The organism is Actinocrispum wychmicini, assembly GCF_004345645.1.
GTDB lineage: Bacteria > Actinomycetota > Actinomycetes > Mycobacteriales > Pseudonocardiaceae > Kibdelosporangium > Kibdelosporangium wychmicini.
This window is the reverse complement of sequence record NZ_SLWS01000015.1, coordinates 48,551-63,970: the sequence shown is the minus strand read 5'-3', so window position 1 is coordinate 63,970 and position 15,420 is coordinate 48,551. Positions and strand designations below refer to the sequence as shown.

General features: G+C 67.9%; 12 protein-coding genes. 5 read left to right on the top strand and 7 right to left on the bottom strand.

Annotation, left to right across the window (positions count from 1 at the left end; genetic code table 11):
* Positions 1 to 59 precede the first annotated feature (59 nt).
* On the top strand, positions 60 to 1,226 hold the full coding sequence (locus EV192_RS46600; protein WP_132125202.1) for an MFS transporter: 1,167 nt from the start codon (positions 60 to 62) through the stop codon (positions 1,224 to 1,226).
* Here the strand turns inward: EV192_RS46600 and EV192_RS46595 are convergent.
* The 4 genes from EV192_RS46595 to EV192_RS46580 form a co-directional block, all read right to left on the bottom strand.
* Positions 1,206 to 1,628, bottom strand: coding sequence for a DoxX family protein (locus tag EV192_RS46595; RefSeq protein ID WP_132125201.1), 423 nt, complete (start codon positions 1,626 to 1,628; stop codon positions 1,206 to 1,208). The two genes, EV192_RS46600 and EV192_RS46595, sit on opposite strands and share 21 nt — an antisense overlap.
* A 64-nt stretch (positions 1,629 to 1,692) precedes the next feature.
* Entirely contained in the window at positions 1,693 to 2,490 is a 798-nt protein-coding gene (locus EV192_RS46590; protein ID WP_132125200.1) for a maleylpyruvate isomerase family mycothiol-dependent enzyme, read from the bottom strand.
* Positions 2,487 to 3,173 carry a mycothiol-dependent nitroreductase Rv2466c family protein gene (locus EV192_RS46585; RefSeq protein WP_243727514.1) on the bottom strand — a complete coding sequence of 229 codons (687 nt, stop codon included), beginning with the start codon at positions 3,171 to 3,173 and terminating at the stop codon, positions 2,487 to 2,489. Before EV192_RS46585 ends, EV192_RS46590 begins: the two co-directional genes overlap by 4 nt.
* On the bottom strand, positions 3,170 to 3,736 hold the full coding sequence (locus EV192_RS46580; protein ID WP_132125199.1) for a TetR/AcrR family transcriptional regulator: 567 nt from the start codon (positions 3,734 to 3,736) through the stop codon (positions 3,170 to 3,172). The genes EV192_RS46585 and EV192_RS46580 overlap by 4 nt, the downstream gene beginning before the upstream one ends.
* A 68-nt stretch (positions 3,737 to 3,804) precedes the next feature.
* Here EV192_RS46580 and EV192_RS46575 point away from each other — a divergent pair, with 68 nt between their 5' ends.
* A complete protein-coding gene (locus EV192_RS46575) occupies positions 3,805 to 4,869 on the top strand; it encodes a sensor histidine kinase (protein ID WP_207926809.1) in 1,065 nt (354 codons plus the stop codon).
* A complete protein-coding gene (locus EV192_RS46570; RefSeq protein WP_132125197.1) occupies positions 4,866 to 5,525 on the top strand; it encodes a response regulator in 660 nt (219 codons plus the stop codon). The genes EV192_RS46575 and EV192_RS46570 overlap by 4 nt, the downstream gene beginning before the upstream one ends.
* Here the strand turns inward: EV192_RS46570 and EV192_RS46565 are convergent.
* The 3 genes from EV192_RS46565 to EV192_RS46555 form a co-directional block, all read right to left on the bottom strand.
* Positions 5,522 to 7,219, bottom strand: coding sequence for a formate--tetrahydrofolate ligase (locus tag EV192_RS46565; protein WP_132125196.1), 1,698 nt, complete (start codon positions 7,217 to 7,219; stop codon positions 5,522 to 5,524). The genes EV192_RS46570 and EV192_RS46565 overlap by 4 nt on opposite strands.
* 91 nt (positions 7,220 to 7,310) lie before the next feature.
* Positions 7,311 to 7,532, bottom strand: coding sequence for an RNA-binding S4 domain-containing protein (locus EV192_RS46560; protein ID WP_132125195.1), 222 nt, complete (start codon positions 7,530 to 7,532; stop codon positions 7,311 to 7,313).
* A 17-nt stretch (positions 7,533 to 7,549) separates the two neighbouring features.
* A complete protein-coding gene (locus EV192_RS46555) occupies positions 7,550 to 9,571 on the bottom strand; it encodes an MMPL family transporter (RefSeq protein WP_243727513.1) in 2,022 nt (673 codons plus the stop codon).
* Between the two features lie 124 nt (positions 9,572 to 9,695).
* Between EV192_RS46555 and EV192_RS46550 the strand changes: the two genes are divergently transcribed.
* Positions 9,696 to 10,019 (top strand): hypothetical protein, encoded by a 324-nt coding sequence (locus EV192_RS46550; RefSeq protein ID WP_132125194.1) that lies wholly within the window; start codon positions 9,696 to 9,698, stop codon positions 10,017 to 10,019.
* Positions 10,020 to 10,199: 180 nt separating this feature from the next.
* The gene (locus EV192_RS46545) at positions 10,200 to 15,356 is read left to right on the top strand and encodes a caspase family protein (protein WP_165960959.1); all 5,157 of its coding nucleotides are present in this window, start codon (positions 10,200 to 10,202) and stop codon (positions 15,354 to 15,356) included.
* Positions 15,357 to 15,420 lie beyond the last annotated feature (64 nt).

The window sequence follows — 15,420 nt, the reverse complement described above, 5'->3', positions numbered from 1 at the left end:
GCGTCTGCAACTATCTCGGACGCCTGCTACTTGGACCAACTCTACCTGGGGTGACATCTATGCCCACCGCCCTGCTCGCGTTGGCCGTCGGCGCGTTCGGCATCGGCACCACCGAGTTCATCATCATGGGCCTGCTGCCGGAGGTCGCGACTACGTTCGGGGTGTCCATCCCCACCGCCGGCCTGCTGATCTCCGGATACGCGCTCGGGGTGACCGTCGGCGCGCCGATCATGACCGCCGCCGGGTCCCGGTTCTCCCGCAAGAAGCTCCTGCTCGGCCTGCTGGTGCTCTTCATCGCCGGCAACGTGCTCTCGGCGGTCGCGCCGAGCTACGGCATGATGCTCGCCGGCCGGATCGTCGCGTCGCTGTGCCACGGGGCGTTCTTCGGTGTCGGCGCCGTCGTGGCGGCCAGCCTCGTCGCGCCCGCCAAGCAGGCCAGCGCGATCGCGATCATGTTCACCGGCCTGACCGTCGCCAACGTCCTCGGCGTGCCGATAGGGACCGCGCTGGGCCACGCGTTCGGGTGGCGTTCGTCGTTCTGGGCCGTGGCCGCGCTCGGCGTGGTCGCGTTCGTGGCCGTGTCCACGCTCGTGCCGGACCTCCCGCCGGACAAGAACAGCAACCTGCGGCGCGAACTGAGCGTGTTCCGCCGGCCGCAGGTATGGCTGGCGCTGTTGATGACCGCGCTCGGGTGGGCCGGGATCTTCGCCAGCTTCACGTACATCACGCCGATGATGACCGGTGTCGCCGGGTTCTCCACCGGCATGGTCACGTGGCTGCTCGTCCTGTTCGGAGTCGGGCTCGTGGTCGGCAACCTGATCGGCGGCAAGGCGGCCGACCGCAGGCTGATGCCCGCGTTGTACGGATCGTTGGCCGCGTTGTCCGTGGTTCTCCTGGTGTTCGTGGCGACCGCGCACGCCCAGGTTCCCGCCGCGATCACGATCGTCCTGTTCGGCGCGGCCGGATTCGCCACCGCGGCCCCATTGCAGGCCAGGGTGCTGTCGAAAGCCGAAGGCGCCCCGGCTTTGGCGTCCGCCGCGAACATCGGCGCGTTCAACGCGGGCAACGCCGCCGGAGCGTGGATCGGCGGCGTCGCGATCGACGGCGGCCTCGGGTACACGGCCCCGAACTGGATCGGGGCGATCCTGGCCGCCGCCAGCCTCGGCGTCGCGCTGCTCTCCGGTGCGCTCGACCGCAGGAAAGCGTCAGTGCTCAGTCCTGCGTGAGCGTTGGATGACGATTCCCGGCCGCAGCAGGTCGCGCCAGTCGGCGGGCCAGTTCGCGAGCGCCACGACTATCATGATCAGCAGGTGCAGGGGTGCGGAGACGCTCTCGTACAGCGCGTTGTGGTTGACGATGTGCGTGGTGACCGCGCCCGTGAGCACCAGTACCAAGGTCGCGGCGGCGATGAACCTGGAGCGTCGGCTGGGGATGGCCACCAACACCGCGCACCCGAGTTCGATCGTGCCGACCACGAACCGGAACCAGGACGGATACCCCCAGTCGGCGAACTTCACCGAGTACGCCGTGCCGAAGAAGGTGGGGCCGCTCCAGAACTTGGTGATCGCCCCGACGGTGAACTCGAACGCCAGAAACCAGTAAAGGACGGTGCGCACTCGTGCGGACATGACATGTTCCTTCCCAACGACAGGTGGTTCACCTCCCTGACGTGTCGCGAGGAACAAATGTGACTCAAATTGTGAACGGCAACGCGTGGGCGACTCGTTCGCCCAGTTCACGGTCACCGTCGAAGTGGATCTCCGCGACCCGCTCGCCCACCGGGGTCCGCCCGCCGCACAGCCGGGCGAACAGGCTCGACGTCAGCACCAGCGTCACGGTCGCGGGTCCGGGCAACGAGTCGACCACCTTCGCCCGGCCGTCCACCAGCACGTGCAATGCCCGCTCGACCGGGCCGGTCAGGTGGAACGTCACCGAGGCGCCGGCCGGCGCGGCGGCGCGCTTGCCCACGATGTACCCGAGCGCGGCGGTGATCTCGTCCAGGGAGATCTCCGCGCTCGGCCCGGACTCGTTTCCCTGATGGCCCACGGCTTCCCGGATGTCCTGTTCGTGCATCCAGCAGTCGAACAGTCGGATCCGCATGAACCGGCCGTACGTTCCCTGGCCGGCTGGTGTCCATGATGGAGCGTCGAAGTCCTCCGATGTCATGTCCTGCAACACTTGTGCGCGCTGCGTGGTCGCGGAACGGAACCGGGCGTGCACCTCGTCCGGTGACTCCGCGCGCAGCCAGTCCACCCAGTACTCGTTGATCGTGCCGATGTCGTTACGTACGTGGGCGAACGACTTCTTGGTGACCGGCGGTTGTTGCCCGGCCAGGCCGAGTTCGCCGCCGACGATGTGCGAGACCACGTCCTGGACCGACCAGCCGGGCAGGGCCGTGGGTTTCGCCCAGTCCGCCGGCGGCAACGCGGTGAGCAGGCCGTCGATCGCCGTCCACTCGTCGACAAGCGCTTTGACCAGGGTGTCCTTCACGACTTTCCTCCGTTGAAGTCGATGACCTCGCCGCGGTTCACGCTGACCCAGTCGCGGCCGTCCAGATAGGGCTGGAGCCGCTCGGCGATCAAGGCGAGATCGCGCGGCCCCTTGGGGCGTTGCAGTTCGTACACGTGCGGGAACGACTGCATCCCCGTGACCACGTCCCACAGCCGCAGCGCGTCGTCGCCGGCCGGCGGGTCGACCAGGACCGGCCCGAACAGACACTGCCCGTCCGGGAAGAACAGGGTCGGCACGCCGAAACCACCCGCGTCCACCACCCGCTGGTGGTCGGCCCTGACCTCGTCATGGGTCGTCGGATCGGCCAGTGCTTCGTCCAAAAGGGACGCTGGATGGCCGAGGCCGACAAGCATTTCCCGCGCGACAGCGGGATCGTGCGGCTTCTCGCCGCGCATGTGCAACGCCGTGCCGACCGCCAGGTACCAGTCGTCCAGCGCGGCCATGCTCCGGCGACGCAGCACGGCGCCGATCCGCATCAGTGACCAGCCGTAGGACCACGGCCGTTCCCACGGGTGCTTCTTGCCCTCGAACCGGTTGACCTCTTCGAGGCTGAAGAACCGCCAGCCGACCGTGATACCCAGCTGGGCCCGGACGTCCCTGATCCACAGCGACGTCTGGTACGCGAACGGGCACATCGGGTCGAAGTGGAAGTCCACGTTCACGCTGTCGCTCCCTTGATCAGTGCCCGCAGGCCCGCGGTGATCTCGGCGGCCGGCCGGGCCTGCACCTTGGCCAGCAGGATCAGGCCCTGGATCTGGGCGAGGATCATCCGGGCCAGCTCGTCCGGGTCGACCCCGGGTCGCAGCCGCGCCCGGTGGCACGCCTTGAGCAGCCGCTCCTCCCAACGCGTGAACACGTCGGCCACGTAGCGGCGCAGCTCGTCGTCGGTGGTGGCCAGTTCGGCGGCCAGGTTGCCGAACGGGCAGCCGACGATCCGCCCGAACCGTTCCTCGAACTTGCTCTGCACCTGCGCGACGGTGACCGCGATCGCGTACAGCTCGGCGCCGGCCTCCTCGGCTTCGGTGAAGCGCCGCTCGAACTCGGCCGCGTGCAGGTCGACCACGGCCTTGGCCAGGTCCGCCTTGGACGGGAAGAAGTGGTAGAAGCTGCCTTTGCGCACGTCGGCGGCCGCGCACAGGTCGGCGATGCCGACCGCGTGGTAGCTCCGGGTGAGGAACAGCTTCGCCGCCGACCGGACGATCCTGTCCCTCGTCGTCGCCTCCATGGCCCAGCACGGTAGCCGCCTCTTGACTGACCGGTCAACTACTAGCGGTGGGGTGCGACACTCGTGCGGTGAGACGCGATGCCGTGGTTGGTGCCGCAGTGGCGCTGGCGGTTCTGGGGAGCACCCTGATCCAGGACGACGTGGACGGCGGACGGCAGCTGACCGTGGTCGGGGCGGCGCTGATCCTGCTGTCCGGCGGCGTGCTGGCGCTCGGCGGCCGGTACCCGGTCCTGGTCGCCGCGGTCACGCTCGCCTGCTCGGCGATCTACTACCCGTTCGTCGGCACCGGCGGACCGATGCTGGTCACGTTCATCATCGCGCTGTACTACGTGTCGGCATCGGGGCGTGTGGTAGTGGCCGCCGCGTTCGCCGCCGTGTGTGTGGTCGCGATCGCCGTCGGCGAGAAGTTCAGTCCCGTTCGGCACTTGGACAACATCGCGCAGTTCATGCTCGCCGGCTGGATGGTCGCCATGATCGCCCTCGGGGTCGCACGCAACACTCGACGCGCGTACGCCGAGGAAGCGTCCAAACGGGCCACGACCGAGGAGCGCCTACGCATCGCGCGCGAGTTGCACGACGTTCTGGCGCACAACATCTCGTTGATCAACGTCCAGGCCAGCGCTGCTTTACACCGTAAAAATCACACTGCGGGGCTCTGGGAGGCGCTGGAAGCCATCAAGCAGGCCAGCAAGGAGGCGCTCCGCGAGGTCCGGGCCACCCTGGGGGTGCTGCGCGCGGTGGACGAGTCCGCGCCGACCGGACCACCCGGCCTGCACCAGTTGCCGGAGTTGGTGCGGCGGACCCGGCAGACCGGCGTCGAGGTCACTGTGGACGGGGAACCCCGCGCCCTGCCGCCCGAGATCGACCTGGCGGCGTACCGGATAATCCAGGAAGCACTGACCAACGTCACCCGGCACGCGTCCGCACGCTCGGTGCACGTCCGGATCACTTACGGCGACAAGGACATGAGCGTGCAGGTCGACGACGACGGCCGCGGCGGGAGCCTGGTGCCGGGCAACGGGATCCGCGGCATGACCGAGCGCGCCCAAGCTCTTGGCGGCTCGCTGACCGTGCGCGGCGACGACCACGGGGTCCAGGTGGCGGCGTCACTGCCGCTGGGGGCAGCGGAATGATCAACGTCCTGCTCGCCGACGACCAGCGTCTCGTCCGCGCCGGCTTCAAGTCCATTTTGGACGGTGAGGACGACATCGCGGTGGTCGCCGAGGCCGCCGACGGCGAGGAGGCGGTCCGGATGGCGCGGTCGGTCCGGCCGGACGTGGTCCTGATGGACGTGCGGATGCCCGTGCTGGACGGCCTGGCCGCCACCCGCCGCATCCTGGCCGAGGTGCCGGGCGCGAAGGTCGTCATTCTCACCACGTTCGACCTGGACGACTACGTCTACGGCGCCCTGCGCGCGGGCGCGAGCGGCTTCCTGGTCAAGGACACCGAGCCGATGGAACTCATCCACGGCGTCCGGGTGGTGGCCCGCGGCGACGCGCTGATCGCCCCGGCCGTCACCCGCAGGCTGATCGCCGAGTTCGCCGGTCGCGTCGACCGGCCCGCGCCCAGTCCCCGACTGAACTCGTTGACCGAACGGGAACGCGAGGTCATGGTCCTCGTGGCCAACGGCCTGTCCAACGACGAGATCGCCGAGAAGCTGGTGCTCAGCCCGGCGACGGCGAAAACCCACGTCAGCCGGATCATGACCAAGCTGTCGGTCCGCGACCGTGCCCAACTCGTAGTCCTGGCCTACGAGTCGGGCATGGTCAAACCGGGCTGGCTCACCTAGGACAACCCGACGATCTCGCCGTCCGGGCCGATGTCGATGCGGGTGGCGGCGGGGTTGGTGCCGAGGCCGGGCATGGTGCGCATGTCGCCGCAGATGGGGTAGACGAACCCGGCGCCGACCGAGGCGCGGACCTCGCGCACCGGCAGGGTCCACCCGGTCGGCGCGCCCTTCAGCTTGGGGTCCGAGGAGATCGACAGGTGGGTCTTGGCGATACAAACCGGAAGCTTGCCGAAGCCCGCCCGCTCATAGGTGTCCAACTGCCGGGTCGCCTGCGGGGAGTACTCCACGTCGGCGGCGCCGTAGATCTTGGTGGCGACGGTCTCGATCTTCTCCTTGAGGCTGGCCTCGGCCGGGTAGAGGAACCGGAAGTCGGTCGGCTCCGCCGCGGCTTCGGTGATCACCTCGGCGAGCAGCGCGGCCCCCTTGCCGCCGTCGGCGACGTTGGTGCAGACCGCGACGCGCGCGCCCATCTCCTCGGCGACCTGCCGGATGGCGTCGTGCTCGGAGGCGAAGTCGCCCGGGAAGGCGTTGATCGCGACCACCGGCGAGACCCCGTGCAGCCGGACGTTCTCGATCTGCTTGCGCAGGTTGGCCGCGCCGACGGCGACGTCGTCGGGGTTCTCGGCGAGCATTTCGGCGGGCAGCGACTTGCCCGCCACCACGCGGTACTTGCCGGAGTGCGCCTTGAGCGCACGCACCGTCGCCACGATCACGGCGGCGTCCGGGGTCAGTCCGGAGGTGCGGCACTTGATGTTGAAGAACCGCTCGGCGCCCATGTCGGCGCCGAAACCCGCCTCGGTGACCAGGAAGTCGCCGCAGTGGATGCCGATCCGGTCGGCGACGACCGAGGAGTTGCCGGTGGCGATGTTGCCGAACGGGCCGGTGTGCACGAGCACCGGCGTGTTCTCCAGCGTCTGCAACAGGTTGGGCTTGATCGCCTCGCGGAGCATCACCGCCATCGAGCCGGCGACCTGCAGCTGCTCGGCGGTGACCGGCTGCCCGTCGGCGTCGTAGCCGACGACGATCCGGCCGAGCCGCTCGCGCATGTCGGTCATTGACGTGGTCAGCGCCAGCAGGGCCATCACCTCGGACGCCGCGGTGATGTCGAACCCGGTCTGCCTGGGCACCCCGTCCGCCTTGCCGCCCAGGCCGACGACGAGGTTGCGCAGCGCCCGGTCGTTCACGTCCATCACCCGTCGCCAGGTGATGTTGTGCTGGTCCAGGGCGAGCTGGTTGCCTTGGTAGAGGTGGTTGTCAATCATCGCGGCCAACAGGTTGTGCGCCGCCGTGACCGCGTGCATGTCGCCGGTGAGGTGCAGGTTCAGCGTCTCCATCGGCACGACCTGGCTGTACCCGCCGCCGGCCGCACCGCCCTTGATGCCGAAGGTCGGGCCCATCGACGGCTGCCTGATGGCCACCGTCGCCCGCTTGCCGATGTGCTTGAATCCCTGCCCGATCCCGACCGTCGTGGTCGTCTTGCCTTCTCCTAACGGGGTCGGCGTGATGGCGCTGACCACCACGTACTTGGCTCGGGGGGCGTCGGCGAGTTCGTCGATCGCGCCCAGGTCGATCTTCATGACGTTGCGGCCGTACGGCTCGAGGTGATGGGCGGGCAGACCCATCTCGGCCGCGATGTCATCCAGTGGTTTGAGCGAAGCACCCCGGGCAATCTCAAGATCGGACGGGAGGGCCATACGTGTGCCTCTTTCTCGTGGGGTCGCCAGGAGGTGGCAACCTGCTGATGGGGACACGCTACGACCTCACGCCGTGGGTATCAGCCACCCATTAGTCGGCGGTTGTGAGCCTGGCTTTCTCGCCACCCACGGCGACCACGTCACCGACACGCAGTTGCCGGCCGCGCCGGACTTCGGTGCGGCCGTTGACCGTCACGTCCCCGGCCTCGATCAGGTCCTTGGCGTGGCCGCCGTTGTCGGCCAGCCCGGCCAGTTTGAGGAACTGGCCGAGCCGGATGGTGTCGTCGGCGATCTGCACTTCCCGGATGCTCATCGCGAGTGAGCGTACGGTCAGGCGTGCTCAAGGGCGACCTGGGGGAGTCGCCGCTCCAGCCGGCGCGGCAGCCACCAGGCGGCCGGCCCGAACAGGCGCATCACCGCGGGCACGATCAGGCAGCGGATGACCAGGGCGTCCAGCAGGACCGCGACGGCGAGGCCGAGGCCGAACTGCTGGAGCATCCGGCTCGGGTCGAGCAGGAACGCGCCGAACACCGCGATCATGATCGCCGCTGCGGCCGTGATCACACCGCCTGTGCTGGCCATGCCTTCGCGGACCGCGTGTTGCGCATCGCGTGTGCGCCGCCACTCCTCGTGCATCCGGGACACCAGGAACACCTCGTAGTCCATGGACAGCCCGAACACGATCGCGAAGATCATCACCGGGACGAACGCCTCGATCGGACCCGCTGTCGCGCCGAACAGCCCGTCGCCGAACACGAGCGTCATCACACCGAGGGACGCGCCGATGCTCAGCAGGTTCAGCACGGCGGCCTTGAGCGGCACCAGGATCGACCGGAACACGACCATCAGCAGCAAAGCCGACAATCCCACCACGACCAGGACGAACAGCGGCAACCGGCTGCTCACCGCGCCGGCGAAGTCGGCCGCCGCGGCCGTCGCTCCGCCGACCAGGTACGTGCTTCCGGTGGAAAGCGCGGGCAGGACGTCCGAACGCAACCGTTTCACCAGATCGTCGGTGGCCTTGTCCTGGGGTGCGCTGGTGGGGAACAGGATCAGCGTCGAGTAGCCCGGACCTGGTTGTGGCGGAAGGACTTTCGCCACACCTGGCGTCTTCGCCAGGACGTCGTGCGTGGTGGACGCGGGCTGCTGGCCACCACGGGCGACCACGACGAGCGGGCCGTTGAAGCCGGGCCCGAAGCCCTTGGCGAGCATGTCGGACGCCTGCCGGGTGGTCGACTCCTTGGGATCCATGCCCGGACCGGCAAAACCGAGTCGCATTCCCAACGCGGGCAACGACAACGCGCCCAACGCGACGACCGCGAGCACCAATGCGGGCCACGGCCGGCGCTGTACCAACGCGGCCCACGAGCGCCACTTTTCGCCGTGTGGCTTGTCTGCCCGCTTGAGTACGGACCGCTCGATGCGTTTCCCGAAGATCGAGAGCAACGCGGGCAGCAACGTCAGCGAAGCCGCCAGCGTGAGCAGGACCGTGAGGGTCACGGCCAACGCGATCCCTTGCAGGGAACCGAGTCCGAGCGCGAGCAGGCCGAGCAGCGCGATGATCACCGTGCAGCCGGCGAAAAGCACGGAACGTCCCGCGGTGTCCAGGGCCTTGCTCGCGGCCATGTCCCGGTCCCGGCCGCGCACGAGTTCGGCGCGGTACCGGTTGAAGATCAGCAACGCGTAGTCCACGCCCACGCCGAGACCCACCAGGATCATCACCGGCGGCGCGTAGTTCGGCAGGTCCATCAGGTGGGAGGCGAGCATGATCACCCCGACCGTGCTGCCCACCGCGAACACCGCGGTGATGATCGGCAGCCCGGCCGCGATGATCGACCCGAACATCAACACCAGGATCACCAACGCGACCAGCACGCCGACACCTTCGGCCGCGCCACCCGCCGCGTTCGCCGCCGCGGCCACCACGTCACCGCTGTACGCCACCGTCAGCCCGTCGGCCGAAGTGCCGATGATCCGACGAACGTCGTCGCCGGGGACGCCTTTCGCGTCCAGTGTCACGGTCGCGTACGCAACGTCACCGCCCTGGGTCGGCTGGCCCACCGAAGCCACATGCGGCAGTCCGCGGATCTTGTCGAGCACGCCGGCCAGGCGGGTCATGTCACCTTCGGCGACCACCTGGAGCGTGTCGGTCTGCTTGGCCCCCAAGAGGTCCGCCACTTCCTGGGACTGGGTGCCCGGCAGGGAGTTGTCGTTGTGGTAAGTGCTGCCGATCGCCTGCGCGGCCACTGTGATCCCGCCGAGGGCCACCACCCAGAGCACCACCGCCAGCAGACGGTGCCGCCGTGCCCACCCCGCGAGCCGCTCGAACCGGCTGAGAGTCTGTCCATTCACGTCACCCAGAGTCGGCCGGCCGACCCGTCCCGGTCGTCGGCCCCGAGCGGGCACCTGGTGTACCGCGCGAGTTGACACCTACGGGCTATCCCGTACGACCAGGGTTGTTGTCTAGCATTTCGGCATGGAGCCCTTGGCGGACATAGTCGCCAGATACGTCGACTTGTACTCCCAGTCGTCCGCGCACCCGCAGGTGAGGAAGGTGCTCCTGACCGAACGCCCGCTGGACGGCACCGACACCTGCCCGCAGCCAGTGGCGATGGAGACGTTCGAGCCGCGGTTCGACCAGATCAGGTCCACGGTGGACGGTCGCTGGGTCCGGCTGTCCGGCGAGCGGCTCAGCCCGGACGGCACCCTGGTCCTCACGGTCGAGCACGTCCCCGGCCGCGGGGTCAGGGACATCACCGACAGGGACATCATGGTCAACTTCTCGTTCCCGGAGACCTGAGCTCGGTAGGGTCAATTGTCACGCCACCGCACGGAGAACGATCGACAATTCATTCCGTTGCCGGACTGCTAGGGTCGTCTGTCAGACGGCGGCACTGTGCTCTGGACAAATACCGGGACGTTGACGATGGCCACTGCTGGTGAGCTCGAACTTCGGCCGAGACGGCGCTTCTTTGTCGGCATGGCGGTCGACCGGTATCCGGACTCGCCGGACGGTGGGCTGACCCGGCCCTCGGTCGACGCCGAACGCCTTGCGAGCCTGCTGGCTCCGGCGGGATACGACCAAGAACTCGCCGGAATGGGAAACTACTGGACAGCGGACCAGGTTCGTTCGTCGGTGAGCGAATGGTCGAAACACGTCAGTCTCGGCCCCAGCGACGTGGTGGTTTTCTACTTCGCCGGACACGGCCTGGTAGCAGATCGGGACCGGCACTACCTGATGTGCTGGAACAGCGACGCGGACGACCCGGCGGCCACGGCGCTGGCGACCGAGGACCTCGTCCGGATACTGACCCGGACCGGGTTGCGCAACCTGTTGATGGTGCTGGACACCTGCTACGGCGGGACAGCTGCGGCAGACGGGGCACAGGTGGCCTTGCGGACGATCGCGCGGCAGTTCACCAGCACGGACTCTGCCGGCGTATGGCTCCTGTCGTCCGCTCGCGCCAAGGACGAGGCGATTGACGGCGTGTTCATGGACGCACTTGTGCCGGCGTTGCGGGAGGTGAGCCAGCGAACCGGGCAGCGCCAGCGTCATCTCGATCTCGTCCACGTGGTGGACGCCGTGAATCGGCGATTTCATGGGGCGGGTCTGCGTCAGCGCGCAGAATTGGCCGCCGGTATGGTGACCGGTCTCGCTCCTTTCTTGGACAACGACGGCTACCGCCACAATCTGCCCGCCGGTGACACGGATCTTGAACTGCAGCGCCTGCTCGGCAAACGTGACCTGCACGACCATTTCGGGCCACGATCCCGAGGTGTGGAGTTCGATTCTGAGCCGGGCCTGTATTTCCACGGCCGGGAACGACTGCTCGAGGCTCTCGTTGGATGGCTGACCACCGAACACGCCGATATCAAAGGGCGGGTGGTTACCGGAAGCCCGGGATGTGGGAAATCGGCCGTCCTTGGCCGTATCGTGGCCATGTCCGATCCCTCATATCGGCGGAAACTGCTCCAGGAGCCGGGTGCTGCCGGCGCGGAGGTGCCCCCCAGGTTGGTCGACGTCGGCGTCCACGCCCGACACAAACTCCTGCCGGACATCGTCCAGCAGATCGCCTCCGGGCTGGGCGTCGAGGTCGACGGTCCCGGGCAGCTGCTCCGCGAGGTAAGCGTGCGCGGCCGGCAATGCGGTCCGATCGTGATCGTGGTGGACGCTCTGGACGAGGCCGGCTCCGGCACGGCCGCGGACGCTGGCGGCAAGGGCGAGCCACGCCGGATTGCCCGTGAGCTGCTGCGGCCGCTCTCCGAGGTGCCCGGGGTGCGGCTGCTGATCGGGACGCGTCCGGAGTTGGTCAGCAGCCTCGGGGTGTCGATGCACGTGCTCAACCTGGACGACCCGAAGTACCTCGGCCGGGACGACATCCCTGGATATGTGACGAATGTCCTGCTGGCCCGCAACGAGCCCGAACTGCCTACGCCGTACCGAGATCGCGTCGAGCTGGCGCACCACGTCGGCCAGGCGGTCGCCGATCGCGCGGCCGGCGTGTTCCTCGTCGCCAGAATGACCGCGCGCGGGCTGCGTTCCATGGACAAACCAATCGACGTTACCGAGCCAGGTTGGCAGAACCGGCTGCCGAGCGAGATCGGCGAGGCGTTCGAGGACTATCTGTCCTGGTTCGGTGCGGACGAAAGCCGGGTGCGCGCTCTGCTCACCCCGTTGGCCTTCGCCGAGGGACAAGGACTTCCCCGGGGCGCGCTGTGGACCGGCATCTCGACCGCGCTCGGCAACCGGCCGTTCGACGAGGACGACATCGACTGGCTGCTGGAGAAGGCGGCGGCCTACATCGCCGAGGTGGTCGACCATGGCAGGTCGGTGTACCGCCTCTACCACCAGGCACTCGCCGAACATCTGCGCGACCACTACCGCGGTGGACCGCGAGCGGCCCAGGATCGTATTGTCGACGCCGTACTCGCGACGGTTCCGCCTGATTCGGACGGCAGACTCGACTGGTTCGTCGCCCATCGGTACGTCCACACCCACGTGGCCACCCACGCGGCGGCGGCCGGGAGGCTCGACGAGTTGGTCGACGAACCCGGCTTCCTGCTGGTCGCTGAGCAGCTCGGCCTGCTTCGGGCGTTTCCCCGGGTCCGCTCACAGCGAGCACGTCAGGCGCGAAACGCCTACGAACAGGTGGCCCACCAACTGACGGCCTCGACACCGTTGGGGGAGCGGGCGGCCTACCTCCAGCTGTCCGCGCGTCGCTGTGCTGCCACCGAACTGGCCGAACAGGTCGATCGGCTGGGCATCACCATGCCGTGGCGTGCCCGATGGGCCTGGTGGTCGCCGACCGGAGTGCATCGCCAACTCGTGGGGCACGAGAAGCCGATCAGGAGCCTCGCCACCGGCGACATGGACGGTCGCCCGATCGTGCTCAGCGGCGGCGAGGACGGCACCGTCCGGATCTGGGACTTGATCACCCAACGGCCGATCGGTGAGCCACTTCGACCCGGCTCCCGGTCGATTACCGCGCTGGCCGTGGGGGAGATGGGCGAATTCACGGTCGCGGTCGTCGGCGGGAGCGACGGCCGTCTGCGGATGTGGGACCTGTCGTCCGGCCGGCCATTGGGCGAGAACCTCGACGGGCACACCAACGAGATCACCTCGATCGTCCTCGGCGATTGGGAGGACAAGACGCTGGCGGTGACAGCGAGCCGTGACGGCACCGCACGGGTCTGGGATCTCGCTGCGGCCACTCAGTTCGGCGAACCGTTCAGTGAGCACCATCGCCCGGTGAACGCGGTTGCGTGGGCCGACGTGGGCGGTCGACGCTTGGTTCTCACCGGTGGCGACGATCATCGCGTGCGGATGTGGGATGTGGTCAGCAGCGAGCCGGTCGGCGAATCGCTTATCGGACACACTGAGCCGGTCACCGCCGTCGCTCTCGCGCACGTGGGTGACCGAACGTTGGTTGTGACTGGCAGCGACGACGGAAAGGTGGGTTTGTGGGATCTGAACACTCGGCGGCAGGTGGGTGAACCGCTGGCAGCTCATCAGTACGGGGTAACCTCGTTGAGGATTGGCGAGCTTGGCTGCGTTCCGATCGCGGTGACCTGCGGTAGGGACTTCGCCCGAGTGTGGAACCTGGGCAACCGGCAGCAGATCGGACAACCCCTCACCGGGCACGACGGCTATGTCAACGCCGTTGCGCTCGGGTCGATCGACCACAGGCCGATCGCGATCACGGGCGGAATGGACCGAACCGCGCGGATCTGGGACCTCACCGCGGATCAACCGCTTACCGGACACACTGGCGACGTCGTCAGCGCTGCCGTGGCAAGGGTGAATGACCGTTGTCTGGCGATCACGGGCAGCGAGGACACCACGGCGGTGCTGTGGGACCTTGATGCGGGAGGCACGCAGGACGGACAACCGTTGTCGGGTCATCGTGCTGCTGTGTGTGCTGTGGCATTGGGCGAGGTCGGACGTCGGTCGATCGCGGTGACCGGTGATCAAGATGCTGTCGTGCTGGTGTGGGACCTTGCCACCCGGCAGCGCATCGGTGAGCCACTTGTTGGTCACACCGGGCCGATCGGTGCCGTGCAGTTGTGTGAAGTGGACGGTAGTCCGGTGCTGACGACGGGAAGCAAGGACGGCACAGTCAGACTGTGGGACCCGGTCACGGGCAGGCTGCTGGGATCACCTTTGGTCGGCCACAATGGCGATGTCAACCTGCTCGCCGTGTCCAGCATGGACAATCGAAACCTTGTGCTCGCAGCGGCGCAAGGAGGCCACGCGACCGTGTGGGAATTACGAAGTCGCCAGCGGTTGCCGATCGAGCAACCGGATCCCGATCAATGGACCGCCATGGCGGTCAGGAGTGTCGACGGCCGGGCTGCTGCTCTGTTCGCTGGGACTGACAACACTCTGTTGCTCTGGGATCTAGTCGCCGGCCGCGCCATGGGCGCACCGATGGTGGGGCACACCGACCCCATCACGTCGGCCGTTGTCGGTGAGCGAGATGGTCGTGCGGTCGCGATCACCGGAAGCCAGGACGGCGTGGTGATCGCCTGGGATCTGCGGGCAGGGAAACCGCTCGGCCCATCGTTCGTAACTGACGTGGACTATCGGGGGCCGACCCTGGCGATAGGCCCGCTCGCCGATGGCACGGCGGCGATAACGATGGATCGCAGCCAGGTGCGATTGTGGTCGCTGACGACCTTCTACCAACTCGGTGATGCCCTTCACGGGCGCACCAGCGATATCTACAACCTTGCCGCCGGCACGATCGACAGCAGACAGATCTTGATCACCGCAGGCGAAGACGGCACAGTGCGAATCCTCAACCTTGCGGATGGGCAGTTGGACGGTCCTGTGCTGAACGGGCACAGCCGCTACCTCGGCGGCGTCGGATTCAGCGACGGCCGCGGACCGGTTGCAGTCACCTCGGGGCAGCTCGACAGCAGGGTGCAGGTCTGGGACCTGACTACTCGCCGAGAGCGATCCCAATGGGCGCATCGGGAACGCGTTAGGATTGCGTATCCCGCAGTACGATTGCTTGCCGCATCCCGGAGGCAAGGAGTACCCATCGTCGCCACGGCTGCGGGCTCAACGGTCCAGATCTGGGACCTGGCTACGAAGGCGTCCCTTGCTGAGTTGACCGGCCACACGGGACGAATCAATTCGGTGTCCACCGCCGAGTGGGACGGCGTGCCGATCCTCCTCACTGCCAGCGTGGACTCCACGGCGCGGCTGTGGAACCTCGACACTCTCGAGCCGTTGGATCCGCCGCTCACCGGGCACGACGGCTCTGTGGGCGCGGTCACGCTGAGCGCGTCCGATGCGGAGGTGCGTGTGTTCACGGGAGACCACGCCGGAGTCGTTCGGGCGTGGGATCCGGCGACCAGGGCCGAGGTCGCGACCGCCGTGCCACGGCTGCAGAAGTGGGTGAGCTGCCTGGCCTCGGGGAGGCTGTACGACCATCCGGTGCTCATCATCGGTGGCGGGGACGGCACGATTCGGGTCTGGTGTCAGGCATCCGAAAGGGTCGTCGCCCAGGCGCAGCTCAACACGACTCCCCAGGACGTGGTGGTGCATCCGCCTGCTGACATCTGCGTCGCGACGGCCATGGGCGTTGTGGCACTGCACGTTCGGAACTGGACGAAGGAGGATGTTCCGTGAGCCGAGCGGTTCTGGTGCACGGAATAGCGCAACAGTACCGGGGGTCTGAGTCGCTGAGAGCGAG

What these genes read in the sequence shown, in the direction of transcription:
- EV192_RS46560 (WP_132125195.1), bottom strand. Translation starts at nt 7,532, where the DNA reads ATGAGCATCCGGGAAGTGCAGATCGCCGACGACACCATCCGGCTCGGC.
- EV192_RS46550 (WP_132125194.1), top strand. Translation starts at nt 9,696, where the DNA reads ATGGAGCCCTTGGCGGACATAGTCGCCAGATACGTCGACTTGTACTCC.
- EV192_RS46565 (WP_132125196.1), bottom strand. Translation starts at nt 7,219, where the DNA reads ATGGCCCTCCCGTCCGATCTTGAGATTGCCCGGGGTGCTTCGCTCAAA.
- EV192_RS46600 (WP_132125202.1), top strand. Translation starts at nt 60, where the DNA reads ATGCCCACCGCCCTGCTCGCGTTGGCCGTCGGCGCGTTCGGCATCGGC.
- EV192_RS46570 (WP_132125197.1), top strand. Translation starts at nt 4,866, where the DNA reads ATGATCAACGTCCTGCTCGCCGACGACCAGCGTCTCGTCCGCGCCGGC.
- EV192_RS46580 (WP_132125199.1), bottom strand. Translation starts at nt 3,736, where the DNA reads ATGGAGGCGACGACGAGGGACAGGATCGTCCGGTCGGCGGCGAAGCTG.
- EV192_RS46545 (WP_165960959.1), top strand. Translation starts at nt 10,200, where the DNA reads ATGGCGGTCGACCGGTATCCGGACTCGCCGGACGGTGGGCTGACCCGG.
- EV192_RS46595 (WP_132125201.1), bottom strand. Translation starts at nt 1,628, where the DNA reads ATGTCCGCACGAGTGCGCACCGTCCTTTACTGGTTTCTGGCGTTCGAG.